The organism is Pseudomonas sp. AB6, assembly GCF_034314105.1.
Taxonomy (GTDB): Bacteria; Pseudomonadota; Gammaproteobacteria; order Pseudomonadales; family Pseudomonadaceae; genus Aquipseudomonas.
On sequence record NZ_JAVIWJ010000001.1, the window covers coordinates 1,609,275 to 1,623,993 of the forward strand.

A 14,719-nucleotide genomic window follows, 5' to 3' on the forward strand; every position below is an offset into this window, starting at 1 on the left:
GGTGCAGACGTCTTCGAGGAGATGCTTTTGCTAGTGAATTTGTAAACCTGCGCCCTTATACTTTAACAAAGACGCAAATTAAGCAACACCACCCGGCGAAAAACTAACGCCCTAGGAGCGAAGACAGTTCAATCAACGTCCCTAGGCCAGCGTTTGCTCTATGAGCCGCTCCAGAACCCCTTCCGAATCGTCAGCGACGCTTCCCTGTTTGCTGGCCCTCCATGAATGTATGCACGGGACAACCCTTGATTAAAGGTTTCGCATCCGATCTCAACCTGCACGCAGCCGCTGCAGGAGCTCCCCATGTCCGTGCACACCGGGTCGAAAGCACAGCTGAAGGCAAACATACTGGCATCGTCGAACCAACGCTTCAGGTAATGCTGAAAAAGAGTCAGCAGACCCCCTGCGGTATAGTTCTGGACTGATGAGACGTACAAGATCACTGACAAATCCATCGGCAGCAGGTATTCCTGAATACTCTTGGAGTCGTACCCCGTGTGGCGGCGCGCCGTGAGCATCAGGGAATGGCTGATTGAGTGCAACAGATGAAAAGGAGCACCTTTCTCCGGATGGGCCTGAGGGATCGCTTTCGCAACCATGCCCGGATGCAGCGACAGCGTCGGGTAATGGCTCAGGATATAGGCATGGCTCTTAGACCTGTCTACAAGTACATCATCGCCTGGTGTTTCCAGGTGCGCAGAGTCGATACACCATCGCAACACCCTGCAAGGATCTAGCCGGATCCAGAGCGCTTCAGTTTTTGCTGACATGGCATACACCGACGTTTTGCCTCTCATGGCCTCGTCTATCCGATCAGCAAACGCGTTGAGTACGACTGGCGGCACTCCTTCAGTGCCGGATGGGCTGCTTTTTTCACGTGTATACCCAAGTGTAGCCAAAACAACTCGCAAGTCCGGAATGTGAGAGATCGATTCAATTGCGTAACGCGCTTGTACGCTGCTCCATTGCTCGCTAAGGGCCGCGCGCTCCAACGGGTCAGTAGTCGCTGCGATTTGTTGCTCAACCGATATGCCGGTAACGTCATGCTGAAGGAAAACGGCCTCAAGTGATCGGCGGTGCTGCATCAATCCAATCAGCGTGCTCTCGTCTGGAACGAGGGAGCGCACCTCCTTAAAGCAACCTGATGAGCTAGCAAGCTTGGCGTCAATTTCCGCAATTTCTTTATTGGTGGACTTCAGCATCTCGGCCATGAACTCATCGGCTTTGGCCAGTTGGGTGAACCTGAGGACGCTTTCGTATTTTTTGGCTCTAATGGCCCGAAGCGCCTCTTGTTCGGCCTCATCTGCAACACTGGAGGACAACAGTTGTGAAAGTTTTTGTTCCAGCTCGCGTCCGGTGATTTTGCGTAGCAGGGCGAGCGCTACACCCTGCGCAATGTCTTGCGCGGGCCCGGTTCCTGCGGGCTGCTCGTCATGCAGACACTGCAGCAATTTCGCAATGAGCTTGCCTCGATCCTCGCTCAGTGCGATGTATTGGGTGCTTTGGGCGTAAAACGATTCTCCGCTCGTGAGCGGGGTGCCCCGCTTGTTGATTTCTTGTTGGTAGCGGTCGTTGCAGGCAGGGCAGTTGTCTTGAAGCGAACCTGCCAGCTTGTCGTTAGTTTCGACGTCAAAAAAAGAGGAGTGAATGAACGAGCCAGCATCTCGATACCCAATATTCCTGTTGCGCCGCGCCGAATGATGTATGTAGATCGGGCTGCCGTAGCCGCATCGATGTACTGCCAGATACGGAATCTGGATCATCTCTCCGGAGCATCCAGCGCGCTTGCAGGATATATAGCTTCGCCCGGCTCGATTCTTGATCCGAGATTCCATCTTAGAGAGCGCCTGGTCTTCGGTTAACCAAGAGTCGTGAAAGTCGATGACCTTGCATTTTTTGCAAGTAAGCATCAACGGCGCGGGAGTGACCGAGATTTCCGAAGGCGACTGAATTTCAAGTCGCTTCTTTTCAGCCGCTGTCATGAAAGTAGGGTCTACAACGCCGCCTAATCTAACCCAGTCGTTCACGAAGTTGAGCACGGCTTCACGCAGTTGCTCTTTGTCTACACCATCCAACGAGGAACCACTGCTAAGCACTCCAACCACACGGCCATAAGCTTGGTTTCGTAGTCGCGTGTAGGCACCAGGGAGAAAGGACTCTCTGAAGAGACGGCTGCGGCTCACATATTCCTTATCCATATTCGTATCCTTACCTGGCTAGGGCCATAAGAACCTGGTCAGCAGCGCTGTTGACCGGTTTGATCAAAATCTGGTTCTCAATATCGCGAAACGAACGGAAGGGCGCATAGCCAAATATGTCACCTAGCGCTTCGCTTATCGTTTGAGCATTTTTACTCCCGGGCCAGTTTTCCAGTTCAAAAAACGCATTGTCTACGCGCTCCTTGAGGGCGGTATTGAATCCGGATATGACGCGCTGATCGAACTTTCCCTGCAGCGATGCGGGGATACGTAGGGAATTGATGACCACGGTTTTGATTTGCTCAGCGATCGCTTTGCCACTGCTGCCGCGTAATAAAGAGACCAGTGGGCTTACATAGTTTGAGATATCTGATCCCCACGGTTGTTGCCGTGCCCAGTTCAGGATGATTGATGAGAGGATTCCCGGCAGTGTACGGTCGATGATATTGGGTGCAAACCGGTTGATCGGAACCGAGTCGACGAGGCGATCAAGGAAGGTGTGGTAGTCCCCAAAGTTCATGAATACGCCGGACTCGAAAAGTTGGTGCGAAGAAAGCACGCAAAATACGATTCCCGGATGTACGCGCCCACTCCGTGCAGATGCCTGGATATATTCAGCTGTGGATTTTGGCCATCCGGCCATGATCATAAAATTCAGTTCAGCGATATCCACCCTGTGTGATACCACGCTGGTGGCAATAATGTGCCGGCAGTTATCGTCCGGGGCTTTCGTTTCGACATGGCGGATGGCATCGAGGATCATGTCCAAACGGGTCTCACCGCCTAACAAGCGGGCGTTACGCTCTACCCCTGTTTTGTTGTTGACCTCTTCCATGTAGCGCATGATTTCCGTGATATTGCGCTTGCTGTTCGCATACACCAGATCAGTGTTGAGATTTTTCTCAATGTAGCGCAATGCGTCACCAGCTTGTGCCGCGGTGAGTTCCAACTGCGTGAGTAGGGAGGGATCGCCGGCGGCGAGGCGGATCCGCCATTGATCCACCTGATCCAGAAACCGAGAGCTGACTTCAGCCACCGCCTGCATCGCAATTCTTCCTCGGCCAATAGGAAGAATGCCAGCAAACCACCGACGAATCAGTGGTACTTCGGTTTCAGTATCCTGAACTTTACGCGCATAGAAAGACTCACCCTGATGTACCCCAGGGGCTGGGAATCTTACCGCCTTTCGCAGGTACAAATGATGGATATGGTCTTCGAAATCCTTGATCGTAGCCGTGGCCGCCAGCACTTTGGGGGCCCGACCATGGTGGCTGATCTGGAGGGTGCTCAACAGCGTTTCATAGTGCGCGTCGAAATTTCCCAGCGACTCGCGCAACAAGTGCAATTCGTCCTGCACGAGCAGGGCAAACCCAGGGTCTTTCATTGGCGGTACGGCGACCACTTTCAGTTCGCTTGTCCTGGTGTTATTGCCGCACTGGACACCTTCCCAAGCGTCGTTTTTCTTTACGATCCGACGATGCTCGCATTTGGATGCCTGCGTAAATCCATGCTCGGGACAAAAATAGCGCGCGCCGCCGAAATAATTCGCGAACCTTTTGTTGTGGCCAATCACCGCGAGCTTATCCACGGTGCCAACCAGAACCGAGGGCAGATATCGGTAGCATTCTTCATCTGATACGTAGATGCCGATTTCACCCCTGATCCCCTCGCCGTGGATCCCGGCGTCCGCTTCGGTGTTTGACCAACATCCCTCGTTGGTACACACATGCTTGATGCGTGCGCGAACCAGATCTTTCTCGATGCTTACAGAGCCCGATGAACCGCAGTAGGGACAGTCACTGATGAATTGATAGGCCTTCAGCCGTTCTTCGCTAATAGCAGGTAAAAAGCCTTTTTGTACGTCGTCCCCAAATGTGCTGCTAATGCGACTGGGCGTTCCGTCACCGGTGTAGTAGCCAATCGTCAGCGGCCAGCCGCCGAGGTTTTCACGCTGGCGGATCTTATTGGTTTGGGCTAGCACGAAGGAAAGTCGTTGGAATTGTTGCACCGACAACATGCGTAAAGGGAACCGTATCCATGCGGTGGTACCGTGATCCCGGCCTCTCATCCGTGCGAATAGCATCGCCATGCTGATGATGCCCAAGTACGCCTCTGTCTTACCGCCGCCGGTGGCAAACCATAGAACGTCTGCGGTTTCCATGCTGCCCCGAAGTTCTGTTACAGGAGCATGGCGTTCGTAGATCGAGCGTATTTGGGTCAGGATGAAGCCGAGCTGAAACAGATGCCAGCCGGCAAACTTCTTACCCTGCATTTTGATGGCCCGGGCCATGGCCTCGTTCATCCACTGGAAGCACTGGCGCAGATCGTCATGCTCTCGCAACAGGTCTACACCGTCTCGGATCCTGCTGATTTCAAATTGGAAGGAGTCCCGGTCTGCAATGGCTATATCACGATCTGCCATGAGCCCTGCTGACTCCAGAGAATGAATTCTAGAGGCCCACAGCCCCAAGTATTGTTCCTGGGCGTTGAGGAAACTTTCACAGACGACCAAAGGGTCGTGCGCGAGTCGTTTATAATCAGGAGCGTGCGTCATGCCCACATCGCCTGGCCGGGGTGCGTCAACCCGGGCCTGGGCTGAAGTGGGCATGCCATCGGTCATGAACTTATTGTCGTCGAGCTGAATAACACCGCAACTGACCCCATAACCCGGCAGACCGTCATCATCCCTGTACCGATAGTCCTCGGGCTGCAGGCGGTGAGGAACTTTGTGGCTTGTCCCGGCAGCCAGCTGTGCCACCAGGCGAGCATCGAGGAGGTATGGAAACTCGATACCGAAAGCACGGGCATTTGCGGTGGTGGTCTGGTTCTCCAAAAACAGCTCAAGCAAAAAGCGGCCTTCCATGTTCGCCCCAAAGGCAGTTGGCGCAGGGCGCAAACGACCGCGGAGGTTGATCTCATAGCTGAGAATCTCATTGGGGTCAGAGATAATTTGTTCATATACGGCGTAGTTCAGCCCTCGCTGATCAGCTAACGCAGCTTCACTCCATTCGAAACTGAGTCTGGCCCCCCCGTTGGGGTTCAGGCGGCAGCGGCGCATGATTCGGGGGTCGTCCAACCACCGATTTTTCTCTATGTTGAGGGTAGCGGTGACCACCGACTTGGCGGACATCCACTCGTTTGGCTTAGCTGGATCAAACGCGAGTGTGATTTCCGAAAAACAGACCGTGTATCGTTTGAACGTTACCGAAATGGTTTGGCTTCTGCGCGGCGTTGCACCGTCGAGAATGACGTCTCGCGCCATGCTGCGGATGTCCGGTATGTATCTGTGCACCAGATCAAATTGCCCGCTTAGTTCGCACTGGATTAGCCCTTCAGCGTCCGGCGAGACCAGCAGCACAATTCCCACCGAGTTAGGGGGCTGCGGCCCGGTGTAGTCAATGTCCGGTGCGGGGCCAATGCAGCCCACCAAGCTAAGCCGATTAGGCTCAGTGCCGTCATACAATTTGCCTTCAGGAGGCAGTACGTCCGCATCCTTGTCACTGAGTCGCAGGCGCATCTCACTGAGAAATGCGGCTGTCAGTCCCATTTCCTCTCGATAATTGAGCGTCATGGAGCTTCCTTAAGTCTGTGTGGTTTCCAGGTGTTTGCCAGCTTGATGAATGACGAGCAGCTGATCGTCCTCATCCCAGTCGAAATGGATGCGTAACGTGCGTGAAGGATCGCGTGCGTTGCCCAGACAAAAGTGCCTGTTGATATCGGCTGGCTTGCCTTTATATTTTCGGTTGTCGGAGTGCTGCCCCATCGTCACGGTGGACATCTTGGGTTGAAAGTCGATGCTTTCCTGTGTGAAGTTTTCGAGGACGTCGTGAAGACGCTCGGTTTTATTCCGATAGTGCTCGTAAAGCTTGGTGGCCATGAGCAATAGACATGCCCGAAACTTGGCGGTATCACGATAGACCGAATCACGCATCGATTTCAGGGCTGGGATCGTCAAATGGATGCGTTCCGGGTGCATCGCCAGGATGCTGTTCACTACATCCGACAGACCTTCATCCTTTACGGCGACAGCCTGAGTAACCGGCAGCCGGATTGATCTCACGGTGGCAATTTCAATCATGTCATCAAACGCATGCCCATCTAATGTGAGGGTGCCGATGGTGATGGTAGTGGCACCCTTGCTTCGATCAAGGAGGGCTTTTCTAAGCTGTTTACCCACCTGCTGATGAGCGCAACGTACTTGCTCGATAGCATTTGAAACGTAGACTGCAGCATTTTCCGGCTGCTTGACGCCTGCAAGACGCGCAAATACCAGCACAGCGGTACGATCTCGTGGGCCATACACGTTATGCCTGTACCAGTTCGAAACAGTTGCATCGCTGACGCTTACATTTTCCTTCTTCAAGTGAACTTGCACCTGAGATGGCTTGAAACGGGCTGAGACGGCGTCGACCATTAATTTCCATCGATCGGCCGCCCGAATCATTTGCTGCATGCCTTCCGAAAGGGCCACCATCTCGAAGAGTTTTTCCTGAGTTGCCAAGCGCTCATTGGTGTACTTGAGCAGGATGATCTGATCACCGGCCTCCAGTTGTTCCGCCGGAGTAGGGTGAATGTCCTCGTTTTGGAGAACCAACACTGGGCGTGTCTTACTCCACGGCAGGGGGGTAGGCGATTCATCAATCGTAATCCAGACAAGCTCCGGGCTTAAAACATCACCATCCTGGACTTCAGTCACGGGCTCAGCCGGCTGCTCCAGTAACAGCTCCAGCCAGTTATCCATTTCCATTTCGAGCGGGATTACCGCGTGATGTTTGCGTGGCGGATATTCGCTGTGATCAGATTCAGTGACAACGGTGAGTGCCAGAGATTAGGGCATTGTTTCACCGTCCTTGCAGCGAATGCCACCCCAATCTAGCTGCCAATGTCTTAACTTGTCGCCTCGGTCTGCGCTAGCCGTACCATGTTCCAACCACCAGCGCTGCAGCACGCGCACTATCTGGTCTGCCTCATAGGCATACACGGGTATTATCATTTTTTTGCACGGGATAGCGACCCAGTGTTGCCGCGTCGGCCACAGCATGCCGGTAATGATGACTTCATCGAGCATGCCGTGGTATTGCCGATAAGCTTTCACACCATCCATAGCCGTTAGCTGTATTATTTCGATCCACTCAGCATCGAGTATGTCATCCAGCCAATTGCCTAAGGCCAAAGCCTCGTGTGGGCTGCCACATAAGACGAGCGTTTTCACCTTGCCAGCCCGGGCTCTGATGAGGTGCTGCTTTAGCCACCCGGCCTTGCCTGAGACGGATTGCATCAGCAAGCCATGTAACTCAGAAATTTGCCTGATCAAATAGCGCGATGCCATTTCGGTCTCGCCATAGTGACATGTTCCTTTCTCCGCCATTTCCAGCCAGCGATACAGCGATCGCACAGGAAACAGGCCAGGGCGCGTCGCTGCCTGAAGGACTGCTTCAAGGCGCGCCAGAGGGACAATCAGCTCGTTTAGTCCGCGAAACAGCTTTCCGATAATGGCCAGCCGATCTTTGAGGGCAGGATCTTTGGAGCGTTCAAGTTCGCGTCGCAGCTGGAAAAAACGGGTAGCGATATCTGCGAGAGCTGCATTTGCGATGTCGTCGCTGATGGACGCCTGCTGGAAATCCAGCTGGGGAGGCGTCACGGAGTCTAGCGATGCCTTATCTGAAAGACGCATGATCCACAGATGGGTGCGAGTTCGATTCGTTCGCATTTTGGCGATTGCGTCGCTGTCGCCCAAGGATAGCAATACTATTCGGGGAGTCTGTGGGAAACACTCGTCAAGCGCACTGTCTACCGCCCAAGCGTTGTCATTACCGCCGCGCGTACCATCGACCACGATGACAAAAGGGCGAGAGCCTCGACTGATAAGGTCAGTGAGCTCCATCAGATCAGCGGATCCATCCACCACCAACGTCTGAGATGTGTGCGAGGTTTTGTGTTCCTTTAGGTTTGCGGGGCGAAGAACGCGAGTATGCAAGGCAGCAACTCGTGAAAGATCTTGGGCCCCAAGACGAGGCCTAGATATAAATACTATGTCTGGATACTGTTCCACGTTTCCGGGATTGAGCCATGGAGCCCGAATCCCGCCTTGAAGCGCATCCATCCGAATGCGATGCAAATACACCATTAGCCGTGTAATGCCTTCGCCACTCAATACGGGCAATGCGATGGCGATCGATTGCCCATACTTCAGCGCGCGCCCGGCCACGGCGAAGCTTGCTGCTTCCGCAGAGTCGGATGGCAACAAGCCTAAGGTGCCCCACGCGGTGGAGGAGGGGTTCAGCAAGTCGCCAGCGGGTACAGCGCCCCAAGACTCCCGCATTTGCGTAAGCCACTGAGCAGGGACTGCGATTTCCATGGCCATGATTAGGCCTTGGCTTCTTGGGTAGATTTAGACAGCAGCGCCGCCTTGATGCTTTCCGGTACTTTGTAGAAGTTTTTCTTGCTCTTCACGGGTGCGATCAACCGCAGACGAGACAACCAGCGAAGCGCGTCTTGCGGATTCACATCGGGGTAGACGTCCATGAGCTGAAGTGCGATGTCGTCTTCATCAAACTTTTCCTCTTCGCATACCGCGCTCAGCACAGATGTCGCCCAAGGAACAGCGGAAACGCCGGCCTTGACGAGAAATTCATCCATGCTCTTCGGCTTCGTTGCAGTAGCGACTGGTAGTTTTGCCCGAAGGCGCTGACGCGCACTACGTCAGGCTTTTTCTTTTTGGCCTCAAACAGCCTATCCAACGAGAAGTACCAGCCCTGACTGAATTTTTCGAGGGTGGTGACGGACGTTGAGGTGTTCTCCAGTTCCAGCTTGTTGAGGAGATGAGCGAGTGCGGTTGTTTTCCAAACGTCCAGCGCCACGAACGGCTGCATGGATTCACGTCCTGCCGTAAGCTCGGTATGACTTTCCCACTGCCACAGCGCCTTCGGTGTCATGAGGAAGATGACCCGCACGCGGTTGCGCTTAGCGTTGATGTTAAGTCGTGCTTCGTGGGCGATATCAAGCAAGTCCAGCGTTTTGCTAATAGGTTGATCACCGGTCAGTTCCACGAACAGCATGATATGTTTTTTAAGTGCTTGGACACCCAGAACGCTTTCGTTGAGAAGCTTTTTGAAGTCGCCCGCCGAGCCAAGGTCTGTGTCTTTTTTGTGAGCGGATTGATAGCGACCAAATGGATTGCCGTTGAGAACCGGTTCTTCTTCTCCGATCGCAAGAAGAGACTCCACCATCCAGAGGGGATTCAAACCGAGTGCCTCTGACCCGGTGATGACACCGACCGAGTAGTTGGACGATCTAGCCTCTACCGTGCTTTCTTGAGTTTTTTCGTTTTTTTCTTCGCTGATGAGGAGCTTTTCGTCCCGTAAGGTGAGAGGTGACGGGCGAACCGCTTTTTCAGGGAAGGCGTGTGCGGAAAGTGGATCATTTTCGTTAATCGCATCAATGGCTTCGAGGAGTTTGTCCTCGACTTTTTTCTGCGGGCCGCCGACCAGGTTCATGATGTTGGCGTTGCGCAGGGAGTATTCTTTGCCACCTTCGTTGCGCCGCGTGCATTGCAGCACCCCTAACCCGCACAACTCATCCAGAAATGCTTCAAACAGTGCGACGGTCATTGGTTCAAAAATATCGGGAGCCCACTCTTCGACAATCGCCTTGGCTCGGCTTGGCGAGAAGGTTCGTTTGCTCTGCGCGATCAGGCTGTAGGCGATCAGCTTGTAGCGCAGGTCAAGGTTGAGCGTGATGTCGAACCGATCACAAATCAGCTGGTTAATGTTGTGGTCACGCCGGATCTGCTCAATGTCATCCGTTGTGATGACGAGGCTGCCAACTTTGTTTTGATGGCGAGCACTCAAGGTCTGGATAAGTTCATGGCAAACGATATGAATCAGACCTGGGTGGCGGTTGGTCTCTACCAGGATACGGTTCATGAGAAGCGGTGTTTCGAACTCGTAGCCCAGATGACCCAAAGGCTCGCGAATTAACTGAAGAGCTTCGGTAGGAGTCATAATGGACACCTGGATCGCGCTCCCGAGCTGATGTAGCGGATAGTTTGGGGCGTCAGCGAAGCGACGTACGTTTTCCAAGCCTGCGATGACTACCTTGAAGCGCCCGTTACTATTGTTAACCAGACCGCTTAGTTCGCGGAAGATCCGGAAACCGTTAGCAGCGTCCAAACCAAGGATCGGATCGATTTCGTCGAGACACACCATGAACGCATCCGGGTTCTCTCGGCGGAAATAGTCCTGCAAAGCCGCAACCTGACCGGCTGTATCGATCCCATAGGTTTCATTGATCAGTTTGCTGGTCACGGCATAGTTATAAATAGTCTTCCAGACGAAAGCGCGATGCTTATCGAGTTCGTTACCCGACAGGTTGGCTCGGTCAAGATTGCCATCCATCTGGTGCAGGAAGGCGTGGGATCGTTGCTCAGGATTATGAAAGCGACGCTGTGTCTCATTGAGTAGTGTCGTCTTACCCAATTGCCGGCCGCCAAAGATCATCGCTGCGCCATTGCGCATCGTTGTCAGCATTTTGATGTCGTTCTCTCGACCGTAGCGCATCTCAGGGGGCGCCGGCTGCATCTGGTTACCCGTGTACGGATTAAAGAACGTCCACGGTAGACTCAGCTGCAAAAAGGTCTTAAGGCGCGAGGTTTCCTGGACGTTCAAACCTGCAAGGACGGTGAGCAAAATCGGGTCGACATGCAATAGCGTATGTCGTTCTCGTTTGGAGAAGCTTGCGAGGTCGTTACGCTCGTCGTTTGACAGATCTCGTCCTGAAATCAGGATCATTCGATCGTGTAAAAACTGGGTTTGTTCATTCAGAACTGTACGGAGTTCAGCAACCGTCCATTCCCCGGTCGCGACCAATACGTTTATAGCCTGCTCTTCAGATTTCTGGTTGAAGAAGACGATGCCTCGCCCAGTCTCTCGTCGCCGCACAGACATAGTGAGTCGGCAAAACTTGTTATGTGCGGTGAACCCTGTCTTATGGGGCATGGTGGTGTCGAACACCGGATAAACAGCCTCCAACCCTAGCGTATGGAGCACATGCACAAGCTGATCATAGGACAATTTATCCAGGGATTTTAGGCGTCCACGTAAGCCCACCAGGTCTTCAATTGCGCGTTTAAAATAGGAGGGGAGTGGGTCGAGCAACAACCCCTCAATTTCCTGAGCTGCGAGATATCGAGGGGTTGTGCCGAGATAAAGGAAATTTAGGACATTCGTTCTGTAACTGACTGTAATTACGTTGTTTTTTATTTATTCTCGTTGTGGCTTAAGCCAATACCCAAGAGGCTGTCATCCCGTATCTAGCTATGGCTTGCGCCGCAGTAAAGAGCCCGCAGCGTTCTCCTCGAAGGCTCTAGCCTCTTCGATATAACCGTGTACGGTGCCGTCATGCCGCCAGCCACCCTGACGTTTGATCTCGAGAAAGCCCGCCCCAGCCCGATGGGCGCTTGTGGCCAGTCCACGGCGTAGACTATGGCTGCTCATCTCGGGCACATACGACAGCCCTGCTGCTTCGGCACGTGCCGACAGGATGGCATTAACGCTACCTTCGTGCAGTCCAACCTCGCCGAGTACTCCCCAGCGACTGATGCGCCGGAACAGTGGACCTTGCTCGATCTGCGCCGTATCCAACCAGCCCCGTAGTGCCTTCGCTGGGCAGCATATGCTGTCGCCGAACGGGATCGCTTTGTCCAGTCCCTCGCCCTCCTGATCGGTCTTGGAGCGAGGCAGTGTGATCCGCAGTCCTTCCCGCTCCCACTGTAAATATTGCACTTCCAACATGACTAGCTCGCTGCGTCGGAACGCCCCGAAGTACCCCACTTGTAACAATGCGCTGTCACGAAGCGCGGTGAGCCCTTCAAGCGTGTCCAGGTGCGCCACGATGCGTTCTAGATCCTCCAGCAGCAGGGCCTTGGCTTTTTGTCGAGGGCGTCCGTGCACTCGCTCAATCCCACGCAAGGTTTTGCGTACGGTGGCGCTGGCGCCTGGGTCGGGAAAGCCCTGATAGCGATGCCATTGCGACAGCGCGGTCAGGCGCAGGGCCAAAGTGCGTGGGTTCAGCACTTCCGCGAAGGCCAGCAGGTAGCGAATCAGCGCGGCTTCATCGCACGGCAGCACGCCGCCCCAGGCGAGAAAGTGGCGAATGGCCGAGCGGTAGGTGCGCCGGGTGTTGTCGGCGGTGGCCGCCGCCAGAAAACGTTGGTGTTGCTCGGCCAACTGCGCGGGCGTGGCCAGCGTACCGGGGGTACGCGGGGGCACCGCGGGTGTGTCGAGCCACCTGGCGGGGAGATTTTCGTCGTGATGGCTGGCTGTCATCCCAAAACGCCTGTTTAGGCCGTGTGTACTGCGGATTATAGAAGCGCATGCCAAACCTGTGCACCTAACTCACGATAACCAAGCTTATCGTGGGTTAATTGGCGCTCTCGACGAGCTTAACTATTCTTTACTTAAATCGATGTATTACGTTTCCCATAATACGGTACGAAAAAATCTGAGGTGTTCGTTCATGGCCCGTTCCGGCGTCCTTTATGTGCATGTCGCCCATGCGGCGGCCCAGCTCGTCGCAGACGGCCGCAATCCGACGATTGACAGCATCCGCGCCGCCCTAGGCGAGACGGGCAGCAAAAGCACGATTGCCCCGTTGTTAAAACGTTGGAAAGCCGCGCATCCCGGCACGCTGGCGCAGGCCGAACTGGGGTTGCCCGCGGAGCTCGTCCTGGCGCTGAAGGGACTGTACGAAAAAGTTCAGGCGGAGGCGGCCATTCAACTCCAGCAGGCCGTAGAGGCTCACCAGTCAGAGACCGCCGCGTTGCAGGAGCAGTTGCAGCAAGCGTTTGTCGAGCGCGACGCGTCACTCAACGTTCAGAAGCAGCAGACCCATGCACTGGCCGCAGCCACTACCCGCAGCCAAGAGCTGGCTGACACCGTGCAGCGTCAGGAGATCGTCTTGGCCGGTCTAGGCAGTGAAAAGCTCGGGCTCGAACAGCGCCTGGCTGACCGCGCCGCCGAAGTCGCCTCGCTGACCCAGCAATTGCAACACTCGCGGGTGCAGTTCGAGCACTACCAGGCATCGGTCGCGCAACAACGCGCCGACGAGCGCCAGAGCGCTGAACAACGCCACCATCGCCTGGAACAGGAGCTGACAGAACTCCGCCAGCTCCGGCTCGCGCAGCAAACCCGCCTGGGTGAGCTGCAGGCACAGGAACAACGCCGGGCGCAGGACAATGATCTGCTCAAGGACGCCCTGCTCACGGCCGAGGAGGCGCTCACTCAGAGCCGCAGTGCGCAGGAGCACCTGACATATCAACTCACCGAACTGAAACAGGGCCATATGACTCTGCAACAGCACCATGCCCAGGGCGAGCAGTGTTTGGTCGAGACACTGACGCGCCTGGCCGTGATCGAGAGAGAACGGAGCTTTGTGGCGGAACGTTTAACTCAGGCCGAAACGCAATTGACTGAGCTGGCCACAGAAAAGCAGCTACTCCTGCAAGAAAAAGCAGTGCTATCCAGTCAGCTCGCGGAGTTCAGGAGGATGGAACCGACCCCGTCATCCTAACGCCCCAAGATCCGGGTGATGCATTCATCGATATAACAGAAAGCGCGCGCCGCACATGTGAACCGTGCGCGTTCAAGCGCTATCCACCGTTCGCAATCCGGAAACTCAAGTGGACGCTGGTTCTCTCTCCGTGCTGCTCAGACTGACCTGTAATGTTAGAGAATCTAAATCTGGTGACCGCCTCCTGTCTGAATCCTGCGCATGAACCCCAGTCTGAGGGCTGTGAAAAACCGTTTCACATGGTCGAGGCCAGCCGGTGAGCCAGCGGATACTCGAATCCGATCGGCCGGGAGTCAAGGTGCTGTCGGTCTTTGACTTTGGGCACCTGACCAGGCACAACAGCTTTTTCCATTCCTGAGGTTTGCTTTTGGGAGGCGAGAGTTCAGCCGGAGAATGCAAGACTGGCGGTGCCTAGCCTGCGATTCCTCACACGTCGGCTCAACCGTGATGAACTCAAGGCTCATCTGATCAGCACATTCCTGAAGGGGGAAAGGAATGGGTCAAGCAGAAAGCTGAGGATTCCAGGAGGGTGTTTTGGACTAGGCTGATGCGATAAGCAGGTTTACGATCAGTCGCGACCGAAGTCGAGTCCGGGGCGGTAGTAACGCTCTGTTCTGCTTTTCCAACCTTGGTGTTGCAACCTTTCGCCGATGGCCTCGGCATCAAGCTGATTGGCACCGAACTGGAGGTCATCGAAGGATTGCTGATAGGACATATCACCGGCAACAACTGTCGGTGCGAGAATAAAGTTCTTCGCCTTGAGGCTGTCTATGGTCCTCTGAGTCAGTCCGACTCAGAGCTTGGGGCGATACCCGGGTGATCGAGAACTGCTGGCCGCCCCGCAAGACGCCCATTGGCGGAATTTTCATCCGGCACGGCGCCGTGGACAACTGCACCTGCCGGCCATCAGATAGCCGGCTGGCGGCGGAATGAGCTGAGCTGCGTTGACTTTC

Annotated in this window: 8 protein-coding genes and 1 pseudogene; 2 read left to right on the top strand and 7 right to left on the bottom strand. The window is 54.7% G+C overall.

Annotated features, from left to right (window positions below):
* Positions 1–158 precede the first annotated feature (158 nt).
* The 7 genes from RGW60_RS07770 to RGW60_RS07800 form a co-directional block, all read right to left on the bottom strand.
* Positions 159–2,198 (bottom strand): hypothetical protein, encoded by a 2,040-nt coding sequence (locus RGW60_RS07770; protein ID WP_322170259.1) that lies wholly within the window; start codon positions 2,196–2,198, stop codon positions 159–161.
* Positions 2,199–2,208: 10 nt separating this feature from the next.
* A complete protein-coding gene (locus RGW60_RS07775; RefSeq protein WP_322203558.1) occupies positions 2,209–5,769 on the bottom strand; it encodes a DEAD/DEAH box helicase family protein in 3,561 nt (1,186 codons plus the stop codon).
* A gap of 9 nt (positions 5,770–5,778) precedes the next feature.
* Positions 5,779–6,939 (bottom strand): hypothetical protein, encoded by a 1,161-nt coding sequence (locus RGW60_RS07780; RefSeq protein ID WP_322203560.1) that lies wholly within the window; start codon positions 6,937–6,939, stop codon positions 5,779–5,781.
* A gap of 87 nt (positions 6,940–7,026) precedes the next feature.
* Positions 7,027–8,556, bottom strand: a complete 1,530-nt coding sequence (locus RGW60_RS07785) for a hypothetical protein (RefSeq protein WP_322203562.1) — start codon at positions 8,554–8,556, stop codon at positions 7,027–7,029.
* Between the two features lie 8 nt (positions 8,557–8,564).
* The gene (locus RGW60_RS07790) at positions 8,565–8,837 is read right to left on the bottom strand and encodes a hypothetical protein (protein WP_322203564.1); all 273 of its coding nucleotides are present in this window, start codon (positions 8,835–8,837) and stop codon (positions 8,565–8,567) included.
* Complete coding sequence (locus tag RGW60_RS07795; protein ID WP_322203566.1) at positions 8,777–11,356, bottom strand: hypothetical protein; 2,580 nt, start codon at positions 11,354–11,356, stop codon at positions 8,777–8,779. Before RGW60_RS07795 ends, RGW60_RS07790 begins: the two co-directional genes overlap by 61 nt.
* A gap of 156 nt (positions 11,357–11,512) precedes the next feature.
* Positions 11,513–12,523 carry a site-specific integrase gene (locus tag RGW60_RS07800; RefSeq protein ID WP_322170245.1) on the bottom strand — a complete coding sequence of 337 codons (1,011 nt, stop codon included), beginning with the start codon at positions 12,521–12,523 and terminating at the stop codon, positions 11,513–11,515.
* A gap of 190 nt (positions 12,524–12,713) precedes the next feature.
* On the opposite strand from RGW60_RS07800, the gene RGW60_RS07805 reads away from it, so the two are divergent.
* Positions 12,714–13,766, top strand: a complete 1,053-nt coding sequence (locus tag RGW60_RS07805) for a DNA-binding protein (protein WP_322170242.1) — start codon at positions 12,714–12,716, stop codon at positions 13,764–13,766.
* Between the two features lie 256 nt (positions 13,767–14,022).
* Positions 14,023–14,680: pseudogene (locus RGW60_RS07810) on the top strand (HAD-IB family phosphatase).
* The last annotated feature ends 39 nt before the right edge of the window (positions 14,681–14,719 follow it).